Origin of the sequence: Bacillus sp. NPDC060175 (genome assembly GCF_042728695.1) — a bacterium.
Lineage (GTDB): Bacteria > Bacillota > Bacilli > Bacillales > Bacillaceae_G > Bacillus_A.
On sequence record NZ_JBHWYR010000002.1, the window covers coordinates 167,592 to 180,568 of the forward strand.

General features: G+C 35.8%; 12 protein-coding genes and 1 riboswitch. Of the genes, 4 read left to right on the forward strand and 8 right to left on the reverse strand.

The features are described 5' to 3' along the window. Positions 1-60: 60 nt before the first annotated feature. The gene (locus ACFWDE_RS02050) at positions 61-687 is read left to right on the forward strand and encodes a YczE/YyaS/YitT family protein (RefSeq protein ID WP_377889687.1); all 627 of its coding nucleotides are present in this window, start codon (positions 61-63) and stop codon (positions 685-687) included. Positions 688-716: 29 nt separating this feature from the next. On the opposite strand, the gene ACFWDE_RS02055 is transcribed toward ACFWDE_RS02050, so the two are convergent. From ACFWDE_RS02055 to ACFWDE_RS02065, 3 genes are all read right to left on the reverse strand, one after another. Beyond that, positions 717-2,012 carry a homoserine dehydrogenase gene (locus ACFWDE_RS02055; RefSeq protein WP_377889689.1) on the reverse strand — a complete coding sequence of 432 codons (1,296 nt, stop codon included), beginning with the start codon at positions 2,010-2,012 and terminating at the stop codon, positions 717-719. 140 nt (positions 2,013-2,152) lie between these two features. Next, the gene (gene metA / locus ACFWDE_RS02060; RefSeq protein ID WP_070145659.1) at positions 2,153-3,058 is read right to left on the reverse strand and encodes a homoserine O-acetyltransferase MetA; all 906 of its coding nucleotides are present in this window, start codon (positions 3,056-3,058) and stop codon (positions 2,153-2,155) included. Then, positions 3,042-4,340 (reverse strand): bifunctional O-acetylhomoserine aminocarboxypropyltransferase/cysteine synthase, encoded by a 1,299-nt coding sequence (locus ACFWDE_RS02065; RefSeq protein WP_377889692.1) that lies wholly within the window; start codon positions 4,338-4,340, stop codon positions 3,042-3,044. Before ACFWDE_RS02065 ends, metA begins: the two co-directional genes overlap by 17 nt. Before the next feature lie 145 nt (positions 4,341-4,485). Then, a riboswitch (SAM riboswitch) is annotated at positions 4,486-4,590 on the reverse strand. A gap of 319 nt (positions 4,591-4,909) precedes the next feature. Between ACFWDE_RS02065 and ACFWDE_RS02070 the strand changes: the two genes are divergently transcribed. Further along, positions 4,910-6,139 (forward strand): chloride channel protein, encoded by a 1,230-nt coding sequence (locus ACFWDE_RS02070; RefSeq protein WP_377889694.1) that lies wholly within the window; start codon positions 4,910-4,912, stop codon positions 6,137-6,139. Positions 6,140-6,182: 43 nt separating this feature from the next. Here the strand turns inward: ACFWDE_RS02070 and ACFWDE_RS02075 are convergent, their stop codons facing one another. Beyond that, positions 6,183-6,878: a YjjG family noncanonical pyrimidine nucleotidase gene (locus ACFWDE_RS02075; protein ID WP_002144645.1), complete on the reverse strand. Its 696-nt coding sequence runs from the start codon at positions 6,876-6,878 to the stop codon at positions 6,183-6,185. A gap of 107 nt (positions 6,879-6,985) precedes the next feature. On the opposite strand from ACFWDE_RS02075, the gene ACFWDE_RS02080 reads away from it, so the two are divergent. Further along, positions 6,986-7,657, forward strand: a complete 672-nt coding sequence (locus ACFWDE_RS02080; protein ID WP_377889697.1) for a transcriptional regulator YeiL — start codon at positions 6,986-6,988, stop codon at positions 7,655-7,657. A 63-nt stretch (positions 7,658-7,720) separates the two neighbouring features. On the opposite strand, the gene ACFWDE_RS02085 is transcribed toward ACFWDE_RS02080, so the two are convergent. From ACFWDE_RS02085 to ACFWDE_RS02095, 3 genes are all read right to left on the reverse strand, one after another. Next, a complete protein-coding gene (locus tag ACFWDE_RS02085) occupies positions 7,721-8,347 on the reverse strand; it encodes an FMN-dependent NADH-azoreductase (RefSeq protein WP_377889699.1) in 627 nt (208 codons plus the stop codon). 192 nt (positions 8,348-8,539) lie between these two features. Then, a complete protein-coding gene (locus ACFWDE_RS02090) occupies positions 8,540-9,187 on the reverse strand; it encodes a response regulator (protein WP_097831407.1) in 648 nt (215 codons plus the stop codon). A gap of 20 nt (positions 9,188-9,207) precedes the next feature. Continuing rightward, entirely contained in the window at positions 9,208-10,779 is a 1,572-nt protein-coding gene (locus ACFWDE_RS02095) for a GAF domain-containing sensor histidine kinase (RefSeq protein WP_377889702.1), read from the reverse strand. A gap of 134 nt (positions 10,780-10,913) precedes the next feature. On the opposite strand from ACFWDE_RS02095, the gene pdxK reads away from it, so the two are divergent. Next, entirely contained in the window at positions 10,914-11,738 is an 825-nt protein-coding gene (gene pdxK, locus ACFWDE_RS02100; RefSeq protein WP_002113152.1) for a pyridoxine/pyridoxal/pyridoxamine kinase, read from the forward strand. 119 nt (positions 11,739-11,857) lie between these two features. Here the strand turns inward: pdxK and ACFWDE_RS02105 are convergent, their stop codons facing one another. After that, positions 11,858-12,913 carry a diguanylate cyclase gene (locus ACFWDE_RS02105; protein ID WP_377889705.1) on the reverse strand — a complete coding sequence of 352 codons (1,056 nt, stop codon included), beginning with the start codon at positions 12,911-12,913 and terminating at the stop codon, positions 11,858-11,860. Between the last annotated feature and the right edge of the window lie 64 nt (positions 12,914-12,977).

A 12,977-nucleotide genomic window follows, 5' to 3' on the forward strand; every position in this document is an offset into this window, starting at 1 on the left:
TGGTAAGCTTTCCACAGTATATCCTTTCCTAGCAAATACATTTTGAAAGGATATACAACTATGCTTCGATTCAAATTAGAATATATATTTTTCATTGGCGGTTTACTCATTCTCGCCATCGGCATTAATATGATGACGACCATTACTTCCTTTGGACTTAGCCCTTATGATTCCTTCTTTATTGCACTATATCAAAATTTTGGGATAAGTATTGGTTTTTGGATTTTCATGATTAACTTTGTTTTTACCTTGATCGTACTCTTTTGGGATAAAAAACAAATTACAATCGGCACAATTGTCACAATGATTCTTATTTCTCTTTTTGTTGATTGGGTTGGTTCCGTTACAACTATTATGGATGCTATCCGCTCTCTTCCAAAATATATAACACTTATTTGTGGAAATCTATTCGTCGGAGCCGGAATTGGTCTTTACGTCTCTACAAACCTTTGCGCAGCACCTCAAGAAGCTTTCGTTTTAACCGTTGCCGAGAAGAAAAAATGGACATTTAGAAGAACAGAAATTTCATTAGCCTTTTTATTTTTAACATTAAGCTTTTTATTAGATGGACCAATCTATTTTGGAACAATTATCTTATCCTTTACAACAGGTTGGATCATTCAAGCATTTATTCAAATCGGTACGCAGATTTTAAATAGAAAAAAACCTATTAAGCAAGCCGCTTAATAGGTTTTTTCGTTTTATTAGATGCAATACTACTTAGCATCTCCTTCAATTCGATAGTTTGCTTTCACACAATCTATTTCTTCATACGATTGCAATGTATGTAGAATGTACTCATAATCCGCAAGAGAAGCACGATGCGTTACAATTACGATTTCTGCTTTCCCTTTCTCTTCAAGTGGCATTTGAATAATCTTTTCAAAACTAACACCGCGTTCAGAGAACAATGATGTAATTTTTGCAAATACACCAATTTCGTCTTTCACATGAAGTCTTAAAAACTTTTTCACAATAATTTCATCTGGCTCTTTTAGTACCTTTTGATATTGCGGGACTACCGCACTATTTCCTGTTACACCTAACCTAATATTTTGCATTACAGCAACTAGGTCAGAAACAACAGCTGTCGCTGTCGGTAAGCTTCCTGCTCCCGGACCATAAAACATCGTTTCTCCTACCGCTTCACCATACACATAGACAGCATTATATTCATTTTGCACTGCCGCAAGAGGGTGTGCATTTGGAAGTAAAGTTGGCTCAACTGTAACCTCTAATTTCTCGCCATCTCGCTTTGCAAGGCCAATTAATTTAATTGTATAGCCTAAGCTCTTACTATATTCAATATCTTCTGCTGTAATAGAAGTAATTCCTTTTACCTTCACATCTCCAAGCTCTACATTTGTAGAGAAACCGAGAGTAGCCAAAATCGTCATTTTTCTTGCTGCATCCAAACCTTCTACGTCTGATGTTGGATCTGCTTCTGCAAATCCAAGCTGCTGAGCTTCTTTTAACACGTCGTTATATGCTCTCCCTTCGTCTGACATTTTCGTCAAAATAAAATTTGTCGTTCCATTTACAATTCCCATTACTTTCGTAATAAGATCTGAAGAAAGTCCTTCTACGATGCTTCGTAAAATTGGAATCCCTCCAGCTACACTTGCTTCATAAAATAAATCAGCCTTGTTATCTTTTGCTACCGCTAAGAGTTCCGCTCCGTGTAACGCCATTAAATCTTTATTTGCAGTCACAACGTGCTTCCCTCCTTTTAAAGCCTGTAAAATATATGCTTTCGCATCATCAATGCCGCCCATTACTTCGATGACAACATCAATATTAGGATTATCTAAAATTTCATTCACATCTTGTGTTAATAGAGTAGAAGGTACCTCTACCTCTCTCTCTTTCTCAATATTTTGCACCAACACTTTCGTTACTTTCACTGGACAACCGACTTGATGTATAAGTCGTTCTTGATGATCTGTAATAATACGAACTACACCACTACCAACCGTCCCAAGACCTAATAACCCCACTTGAATTTCTTTCATAATACTGTCCACCCCTCAAAAATTGTGTTTAGATGAATTATATAGACGAAAAATCAGAAAAACAATTAATTTAGAACATTCGGAAAAATAAAGGTTGATCTTTACAAGGAAAACGCTACCACGTGTTACACAATCACTATTTACAATATATAAGGGGTTTCTTGATACACATAATAATTCAGCCAATTAGAGAATAATAAGTTCCCATGACTCCTCCACCTAACAAGTGGCTTCTCATCTGGATTATTATGTTTAAAATAATTTTTTGGCACATCAATATTTAACCCTTTTTGGCAGTCCCGTTCGTATTCTTGCTTTAACGTATCACAACTATATTCACTATGTCCGAGTGCGAAAACTTGCCTTCCCTCTTGCCCAATAGCAAGATGAACACCTGCTTCTTCAGAATTGGCTAATAACGTTAATTCTTTCACTTTTTCAATGTCGCTCTCTCGTACTTCTGTATGACGAGAATGCGGAGCAAAAAACACTTCATCAAACCCTTGTAACAATTTCACATGTTGCTCGCGAACCTCATGTTCAAATACACCAAACATTTTTTCCGCAAGAGGATACTTCGGCACACCATAGTGATAATACAAACCTGCTTGTGCCCCCCAGCAAATATGAAGCGTAGATGTTACATTTGTTTTTGAATACTCCATAATACGTCCAAGCTCTTCCCAATAATCTACTTCTTCAAAAGAAAGAGTTTCAACTGGTGCTCCTGTAATAATGAGTCCATCAAATTTTTCATTCTCAATATCACGGAATGTTTTATAGAAGCTCGTTAAATGGTCCTGCGCTACATTGCGAGACAGATGCGATTCCATATGAAGTAAATGAACATCTAATTGCAGCGGTGTATTTCCAATTAAACGAAGTAATTGTGCCTCTGTTTCTTGCTTTGTAGGCATTAAATTTAATATAGCAATTTTCAAAGCACGTATATCTTGTGTTACTGCTCGCTCCTTCGTCATTACAAAAATATTTTCCTTCTGCAATACTTTACGAGCTGGTAAATCTTTATCAATTATGATCGGCATGTTGTTTGCCTCCGACTAGCGCCGCTTCTAAATCTGCAATAATATCAGAAATATCTTCTATACCGACCGATAAACGGATTAAATCAGATGTAACGCCAGCTAAACGCTGATTTTCTGCGCTTAATTGTCTGTGCGTCGTACTAGCAGGATGTATTACACAAGTTCTTGCATCAGCTACATGCGTTACAAGAGTTGCAAGTTTTACATTTGCGATAAATTCTTTTGCTGCTTCTAATCCGCCTTTAATACCGAAAGTTAAAACTCCACTAGCACCTTTTTTCAAATATTTTTGTGCTAACGAGTAATTTTCATTACTATCTAACCCCGGATAATTCACCCATTCAATACGATCATGATTAGCAAGCCACTTAGCAACTTCGAGAGCATTTTCACTATGACGCTCCATTCGTAAATGCAACGTTTCCAGGCCAATGTTGCTAATATATGCATTGAATGGGCTCATACAGTTGCCGTAGTCTCTTAATAACTGAACACGCGCTTTCACAATATATGCTGCTGCTCCAAAATTTTGAACATAGCTTACGCCGTGATAACTCGGATCAGGTTCGACAAGCTCAGGGTATTTTCCATTTGTCCAATCGAAGTTCCCTCCATCTATTACAATGCCGCCTAGAGAACTTGCATGGCCATCAATATATTTCGTTGTAGAATGGACAATGATATTTGCCCCATGTTCAAACGCCTGGCATAAATAAGGCGTCGCTAATGTATTATCAACGATAAAAGGTACTTCTAATTCTTTTGCTGCCGCTGAAAGTTCTTTGAAATTCAAAACATTCATTGCTGGATTTCCTAACGATTCTGCATAAACGAGTTTTGTCTTATCATTAGCAAGTGCCGCAATTTCATCTGCCGTTAAATTAGGATTAAAGAACGTAACATCGATGCCAAGCTTACGCAAACTCACTCCAAATAAATTAAACGTTCCCCCGTAAACAGTTGAAGAACAAAGTAAATGGTCTCCGCTACTGCAAATATTTAAAACCGCAAGCATAATAGCTGCCTGCCCAGAAGCTGTTGCAACAGCCCCTACACCGCCTTCTAAATCTGATAACTTCTGCTCAAATGCAGCTAGAGTAGGATTTCCAATACGCGTATATATATATCCTTCTGCCTCTAAATTAAATAGTGCTGCTAAATCATCTGACGTATCGTATTTATACGTTGTACTTTGATAAAGCGGCAAAACACGCGGCTCACCATTTTTTGGCGTATAGCCACCTTGCACACAAATCGTTCCTTTCCCCCATGATTCTCCCATCTCTCATTCTCCTTTCTTTTATCCCACTATTTGCGGGGGAGGGACAAACCCCCGCTGATTAAAGTTTCACTTTATGCAAAATAAAAAACTGCCCCTTTCCTGAAAACAAGAAAGGAGCAGTTTGAAAACACGCTCTAAAGGATCTTTCTTATCTCTCAGGATTATTACCTGCAGGATTTGGCACAATTCCGTTATACGGCTGTTGCCAAGGTTTCATCGGGCCTGTCCCTCCACCTTTTCTTGATAAGACTATGCAATTACCGTTGATTTTATAGCAATAAATTCCTGATGTCAAACAGTTTTTCTGAATGTTCTAAATTAAATGTAAGGAATTTAATATAAACAATAAAAGAAATATATTCCATATTGATTTGAAAAAGACCTTTTAAAAACTCCAATCAATATATAGAATTAAATAAGTGGTTTAACCGCGTTGGTTTCAAATTTTCATGAGATCTCAATATATTGAATAAGCCAAACCCTCAAAAAGATACTATATATATTCAATTCATTTCACACTAGCATATTTAATCCTTTCTACATGAAAACTTACATAACGGAGGTAGAACATGACAAATAAAAAGGACATGCACTATATACTCGTCCTATATGGCCTTCTTTTGGGCTCTATAGTAGGAGCTACAGTCTGGTTATTTTTAGTTACAATAAATATCGGAATTCACTTTATTTGGGGATACTTACCTACTATTTTCTCTTCTCCCCCTTATTACACCATTTGTGTAACAATCATCGGTGGTATCCTCGTTGGTTTAACACAAAAATACTTCGGCACATACCCACGTCTTATGCCGGAAGTGATGGCTGAATATAAAAAAACAGGTAGAATTAAATACAGTTTTGTACATAAAGCTACTTTAACTGCGATTATCGTTTTAATATTTGGAGCTAGTTTAGGACCAGAAGCTGCACTTGTTGGAATTATCGGTGGACTTTGTACATGGGTAGGAGATCGCTTTAAATTTGCTTTAAAGGGAATGAATGAACTAACAGAGATTGGAATTGGTGCTACTTTAAGTGTTATTTTTAATGCACCATTATTCGGTTATTTAGCTCCGAATGAAAATGAGGGTGAGCAAATTAATGAATTTTCGAAAGGAAAAAAAGCAATCGTATATTTAGCTACCACTTTTGCTGGTTTTTCCGTTTACTTATTACTTAGTAAACTCGATAATCGTGGATCCTTTATTGTTGATTTTGGGGAAGGTTCCCTTTCTCTTAATGAGTGGATTGCTTTTCTTCCACTTGCTAGCACTGGTGCTATAGTTGGTTTCTTTTATTTCAAATTAGAATTCACATTAGAGAAATTAATCCACCCCTTCAGGGAATACAAGGTATCACTTGGAATTATAGGCGGTATTTTATTAGGAATTACAGGAACTTTTCTCCCTTACACATTATTTTCAGGGGAACATCAATTAAAAGATTTAGTCGTTGAATGGAGCCATTTATCTTTCTGGATACTACTTCTTTCAGGAGTTTTAAAATTATGTATTACTGCCGTTTGTTTAAATACGGGTTGGCGCGGCGGACATATTTTCCCAATTATATTTGCTGGATCAAGTATCGGATACGCTATAGCTTCTATTCTGCCTATAGATCCAATATCTTCTGTAGCCATCGTCACGACAGCTATTTCAAGCTATGCATTAAGAAAACCAATAGCTATAACATTACTATTACTCATGTTTTTCCCGCTCAATTTATTATTACCGATGCTCGGGGCAGCAGCGATCGGGAATGCATTTCCACTTCCTAAACATAACGAAACTACAAATTAATAAAAATAGGCAGTGGGGACAAAAGTTCCACTGCCTATTTTTGTTACACAAGCTGCTTTAATAATGCGTATAATTCTTCAAAATTATGCACTTCATATGTTGGCATAATCTCGCTATCATTTGATTTCTTTTCTGGATTAAACCAACAAGTATCAATTCCTGCTACATATCCACCTTTAATATCGGCGCTTAACGAATCACCAATAATAAGCCCTTCTTCAGAAACGAAGTTAGGAATACGTTCAAAAACATAATCAAAATACTCTTTCATCGGCTTTTGGAATCCCGTATCTTCAGAAACAAAAATATCTTTAAACAATGAATGTAATCCTGCATTACGCAAACGTTTATCTTGCGTTTTAGAAATACCGTTTGTCACTATATATAAATCATACTTACTTTGAATTTGATTTATAAATTCAAACGCACCTTGCATGAGTTGGTTTCCTTCTTCTAAGTAGCTGCGATAATTATTTTCGAATAATATTCCATCTACTTCTTCCCCGTACTCTTTAAACAAAATGGAAAATCGTGTATTTATAATTTCATTTCGCGCTATTTCACCTTTTTCAAAAGAATCCCAAAGGCTTTTATTTATTTTTTTATAACGATCCTCTATTTCATCGGTTAAAAGAAGCCCCTTCTCTTCAAAAAGCATCCGTAAAGCGATTTTCTCAGCCTTTTGAAAATCTAGTAACGTATCATCTACATCAAATAGCAATGTTTTATATTTTTTCATAAACCCCTCACACTCTCTTTTCTACAAAAACAAATTTACATAAATCGTATCATTCTTCCTTGTAAAAATAATAGGAGATATCTCATACTACAAACAGGGGTGAAAATATGAAAATCAGCAAAAATGAGAAAGAAATTTATCAACACATGCAAATTCACCAATTTCATACTCTTTTTTCCTTTAATGTCTTACCATATGTAGAACTGCATTCTTTTCAAAAGAAAGAGATGATCTGTAATGAGGGAATCGACCTCCCTTATCTCTATTACTTAATTTCTGGGAAAGCCAAAATATATATGAGTCATAAAAATGGGAAAGTGTCCTTAATTCACTTTATTCAAGAGCCTTCGTTCATTGGGGAACTAGGATTAATTGGCGTAGAATCCGTTACGAAAGCGGTTGAGGTAATTGAAGATTGTATTTGCTTAGCGCTTCCCCTTAAAGATTGTCAGCATCTTTTATTGCAAGATGCTACCTTTCTACAGAAACTATGCAAATTTATTGGAGAAAAAACAATTACCCGAACGGAAAATTACGCCAAAAACTATAGTTATCCATTTGAAAATCGATTAGCTGCGTTTATTCTATTAACGGAACAAAATAATTGCTATACCGAAAAACATACTGAGGTCTCAGAATACTTAAACGTTAGTTACCGCCATCTTTTATATGTATTAAACCAGTTTTGCCAGCAAAACTACTTAAAAAAAGTAGGAAGAACCTATTACATACAAAGTCGAATTCAATTACAAAAACTGGCTGATGAACTTAAAATATAAAAAAAGTAGCATTAACGTTTACATGTTAATGCTACTTTTTTCGAGTGACGATTATGTTTTTAATTAAAATTCACTTGCTACTTTAGCCGCTTCTTCAAGACCTGCTGCAATGATCTCTTCTGCTTTATCTGGGAATTGGTTATGTCCTTCAATAACTACCGTTTCCATGTTTGTTGCGCCGAAGAAGCCCATCATGCTTGCTACATATTTAACAGCCATTTCTACTTCAGCTGCTGGACCTTCAGAATATACGCCGCCGCGTGCATTTAATAACGCAATCTTCTTATCCCCAATAAGTCCAACTGGACCTTCTGGTGTATATTTAAACGTTTTACCAGCACGGTTTAAATAATCAATATACGTGTGTAATACGGCTGGAATCGTTAAGTTCCATAATGGGAAACCGAAAACTACTTTATCAGCTTCTAAGAATTGATTTAAATACTTATCAGCTACTGCTACCGCTTTTGCTTCTTCTTCTGTTAAATCAAATCCTCTACTTGCTTTGAATGTACCATTAATCATATCTACGCCTACATATGGTAATTCTTCTTTATATAAATCAAGTTCTACTACTGTATCATTTTGATGTGCTTCTTTATAGTTTGCTAAAAATGCCTCGTATAATTTCACACTAACTGCTTGTTCCGCTGGGCGGTTGTTTGCTTTTACGAATAAAACTGTTGCCATGATTTTTTTCCTCCTACTACTCACTCTTATGTTGTTATATATTACTTACGAAAAAGGGTACTCCCTTGTAATTGTTGTTGCTTACAAATACATTTTATCTTTATATCAAGACAATTACGTCCTCACATAGACGTATTTTTCCATAAAAAAAGTCCACCTTCTAAAGGCGAACTAGGTCTTACGACTTTCGTCTTATACAATTCCATTTTTCACTGCATATAATGCTGCTTGTGTGCGATCGGATAAATGTAACTTGCTCAAAATACTACTCACATGAGCTTTTACCGTTTTTTCTGTAATAACTAAAACAGAGGCGATTTCTTTATTACTCATCCCTTTCGCTAATAGCTGCAATACTTCATTTTCTCTCGCTGTTAACACATCCACTTGAACGGAAGGTTCTTCTTCTTTCTCTTCCTCCGGTAATGTTTGAGAGAGAAGAGCATTTGCTATCTCCGGATGTAATTGAATATTACCTTTATACGCACTTCGAATAGCTTCAACAAGCTGGTCTGGTTCTACATCTTTTAAAATATAACCACTCGCTCCAGCTTTCAACGCTGGCAATACATGAGCCTGATCAGAAAAACTAGTTAAGACAATTACTTTCACGTTTGGATATTCTTTTTTAATACAAGCTGTCGCCTCAATCCCATCCATCTCAGGCATATATAAATCCATTAGTACAACATCAGGATTTGTTTCTCCTACTTTCACTAACGCTTCTTTTCCATTATTGGCCTCCCCAACTAATTCAAAATCTTCCTGTGTACTTAGAAAAAATGCCAATCCTTTTAAAACAACCGTATGATCATCAACTAACAATACTTTTATTTTCACAAACTTCCCTCATTTTCACATCATAATGGTACATTTACTTTTACACTCGTTCGTTTCTTACTACTTACAATTTTAATTGTTCCACCAACTAATTCTACTCTTTCACGCATCGTAGTCATACCGAGTGATTTCTTCTCTTTTATATCCTTTTCTACAAACCCATTTCCTTGATCGACTATTTCTAATGATACATTTTTCTCCGTCACTTTGAAATAAATCGTCGCTTCTCCTACATTCGCATGCTTACTTACGTTATTTAAAGCTTCTTGTCCAATTCGCCATAGCGCTTCTTCTACTACACGCGGCAAATCACGCACACCTGTAACTTGTTCCCGAATTTTCAATCCTAAACTTTCACCATATTGCTTTAAAGCTGGTAATAACCCTTTCTCTAATCCAGCCGGACGGAGCTGCCAAATTAATGTCCTCATTTCTTTTAAGGCACCTTGTGCTAATTCACGCATCTCATACAAAGACTGATCTACCTTTTCATTTTTCCCCTTTAAGACAGCTTCAGCGCCTTTCGTCATAAACGTTAATGAAAACAACTTTTGTGAAACAGAATCATGCAAATCTCTAGCTAAACGATTACGCTCTTCCATTCGTACAAGTTCGCGGCGTTTTTCATTTAATCTTAAGTTCTCTATCATTAATGAAATATGATTTGCTAACGCTTGTACTACATCTATCGTATTTATATCAAATTCTCCATTATTAGAACTTACACTTAATACTCCAAATATATGATTTTGAATATGTATCGGAATAGCGATAACTGCCCTATTGGGATGCTCTATATTACCAACCTGACGCTTCAACAAGACAGACTCTTCTTTTTCCAACGCTTCCTGTGCTGCCATCTTCAAATCCTCTTGTAGTTCATCCGTCTTATAAATAGCTCTCACAGCCAATTCATTTTCTTCTCTAATAAAGAATACGACTTGCTCCCATAGAAACAAACTTCCTACCTGCTTTACAATTTCCTCTGGCAGTGCATTAAATTTGTGAATCGTTCTTAAAGCTTGAATAAAGCGTTCTAACTTTACATAATAATGGGCTCTTCTCTTTTCATTTTCATATAATTTGGTGCGCTTTAACGCTGTTCCAATTTGGAAAGCAACTGATTGTAATAGTACTAATTCCTCTTCAGAAAAATGAGTTTTACCTGGGCTAGCCACATTTAATACGCCAAATTCGTCTCCACCTGCTTTTAGCGGTACTGTCGCATGATGTACAATCCCTTCTGTATCTCCCCAGTTGTATTCAATCGCATTATTAATTCTCTTACATTCAATAATATTAACTGCTCGCTCTAGTTTTCCTTCCACAAAGCGGTGTAAGCACCAGCAATTCCCCTCACACATCGGCCGTTTATTTTCGAACCTCAATCCCTCTGGTAATTGGTAATCAATTAATTTCGTATATCTACCATTTTCATCCGCAAGAAAAATCCATCCTGTCGTTAAACCAGTTACATTCAATAGCTTTTCCAGCACAGCTTGAAGTACGTGATATGTATCATTTGAGGTATTCAACGTTTCTGCAATTTCTTTTAATATAACTAATTCATTTGTACGATTCTCTTGAAACATAATTCGTCTCCTACATACAAGATTTTAAATAGTACTTAACATAAATCATCTACTTTTCACTTTGTACTTATTCGTAACATTGATATAATAGTGAAAACATAGTTTTCATTATATCACTTGAGGGGGCTTTCATAATGACATTAAATAAGGCACTTACAATCGCTGGTTCTGATACAAGTGGCGGTGCTGGTATACAAGCAGATCTAAAAACATTCCAAGAACTTGGCGTATATGGGATGACATCACTGACGACAATCGTAACAATGGATCCACATAACGGCTGGGCACATAATGTATTCCCAATCGCGGCTTCTACATTAAAGCCACAATTAGAAACAACAATTGAGGGTGTTGGCGTAGATGCTTTAAAAACGGGTATGCTTGGATCAGTAGAAATTATCGAAATGGTTGCGGAAACAATTGAAAAGCACAATTTCGAAAATGTAGTAGTTGATCCTGTTATGGTATGTAAAGGAGCGGATGAAGCGTTACATCCTGAAACAAATGACTGCTTACGTGACGTTCTTGTTCCAAAAGCATTAGTTGTTACTCCAAACTTATTTGAAGCATATCAATTAAGTGGTGTGAAAATTAATTCCCTTGAGGACATGAAAGAAGCTGCAAAGAAAATCCATGCTTTAGGTGCTAAATACGTACTAATTAAAGGTGGTAGCAAGCTAGGTACAGAAACTGCTATTGATGTATTATATGACGGCGAAACATTCGATCTTCTAGAATCAGAAAAGATTGATACAACGAATACACACGGCGCAGGTTGTACATATTCTGCTGCAATTACAGCAGAACTTGCAAAAGGAAAAACTGTGAAAGAAGCAGTCAAAACTGCAAAAGAATTCATCACAGCTGCAATTCGTCATTCATTCAAAATTAACGAATATGTAGGACCAACACATCACGGTGCATACCGCAAATTCGTTGCACCGAAAGAACTTGTCTAAAATTAAAACTATCCATTGATAGCTTTAAACTATATTAAAATCCACAGAAAATTTACTTTTCCTGTGGGTTTTAATTATTTCAGGAGCTTTTTGGAAAGATCCCCTTCCCTCCTTTGCCCTTATGATGCTGTACTAACTTTGTTTCTACCATTTCTTTTTGAATAGTATAATGCATCATCTGCTGATTGAATAAATTGTTCTGGGGATTTTTCATACTCTGAAATTCCGACCGAAACTGTAATTTTTATTTTTTCTCCATTTTGCAATTGGAATGAATACTTTTCAACAGCTAGACGAATTTGTTCCCCTATACGAGTTCCATATGCTAACCTCTTTTTTGGTAATAGCAGGGCAAACTCCTCGCCACCCTTTCGAAAAACCAAGTTTGAGAATGGTGCATTCTCTAGTAAAATACGCCCCACTTGTTTTAATACTTCATCCCCAGCAGGATGACCATACGTATCATTTACATACTTAAAGTGATCAATATCTATAAGTAATAAACAAAGCGAATCATTCTTCATATGTTTGTTACCAATATGACGATTCATCTCTAAATCAAACTGTCTTACATTTCCTAGATTCGTTAATGCATCTATCGTTGCATAATGCCTCATCGTTTGAAATAATTCATTGGATTGCAATACGTAACTTGCACTTACAAATGTGATGTATCCTGCAACAATACTACAAACAAAATATAATACCACTACAGATACATCCTTAAATAAAATAGACAGTGGTAATATTAAAATAGACAAGCTATACACATTAAGCCATATCCACTTTGTAAATATAGAAATTTTCATCCGCCAAATGAAGACAATACCAATTCCGGTTACTATGATAGTATAGCAAGCCAATTCAGAGGCTAAAGAGTAATCAGTAAAAAGTAGCCGAGTTATTAAAATGATAGCAACTGTTATACTACTGGCTATCGCCCCCCCAATTATAACTGCCAAAATAACTGCCAAGTAACGTAAATCCAACAGACTATCTTCAATATGTACACCAAAATGCATTAATAATACACCTAATATTCCAGTAAAAATACCTACTACACATTTTTGCCAAACAGCGAATCCCTCTTTTAACGGCTTATCTCTTAAAAGCTGACCACCTACAAAGATAAAGGAAAGAATAATTGTCATATTTACAAATAGATCTCTGAACATAAAATAATCTCCCTACTTTTTCTTTTCCATCTATCCCTTTCCATATGTTATTGTATTACGAAAT

Excerpts from the sequence above, each read along its gene's own strand:
- ACFWDE_RS02050 (WP_377889687.1), top strand. The coding sequence starts at position 61 with ATGCTTCGATTCAAATTAGAATATATATTTTTCATTGGCGGTTTACTC.
- ACFWDE_RS02055 (WP_377889689.1), bottom strand. The coding sequence starts at position 2,012 with ATGAAAGAAATTCAAGTGGGGTTATTAGGTCTTGGGACGGTTGGTAGT.
- metA (WP_070145659.1), bottom strand. The coding sequence starts at position 3,058 with ATGCCGATCATAATTGATAAAGATTTACCAGCTCGTAAAGTATTGCAG.
- ACFWDE_RS02065 (WP_377889692.1), bottom strand. The coding sequence starts at position 4,340 with ATGGGAGAATCATGGGGGAAAGGAACGATTTGTGTGCAAGGTGGCTAT.
- ACFWDE_RS02070 (WP_377889694.1), top strand. The coding sequence starts at position 4,910 with ATGACAAATAAAAAGGACATGCACTATATACTCGTCCTATATGGCCTT.
- ACFWDE_RS02075 (WP_002144645.1), bottom strand. The coding sequence starts at position 6,878 with ATGAAAAAATATAAAACATTGCTATTTGATGTAGATGATACGTTACTA.
- ACFWDE_RS02080 (WP_377889697.1), top strand. The coding sequence starts at position 6,986 with ATGAAAATCAGCAAAAATGAGAAAGAAATTTATCAACACATGCAAATT.
- ACFWDE_RS02085 (WP_377889699.1), bottom strand. The coding sequence starts at position 8,347 with ATGGCAACAGTTTTATTCGTAAAAGCAAACAACCGCCCAGCGGAACAA.
- ACFWDE_RS02095 (WP_377889702.1), bottom strand. The coding sequence starts at position 10,779 with ATGTTTCAAGAGAATCGTACAAATGAATTAGTTATATTAAAAGAAATT.
- pdxK (WP_002113152.1), top strand. The coding sequence starts at position 10,914 with ATGACATTAAATAAGGCACTTACAATCGCTGGTTCTGATACAAGTGGC.
- ACFWDE_RS02105 (WP_377889705.1), bottom strand. The coding sequence starts at position 12,913 with ATGTTCAGAGATCTATTTGTAAATATGACAATTATTCTTTCCTTTATC.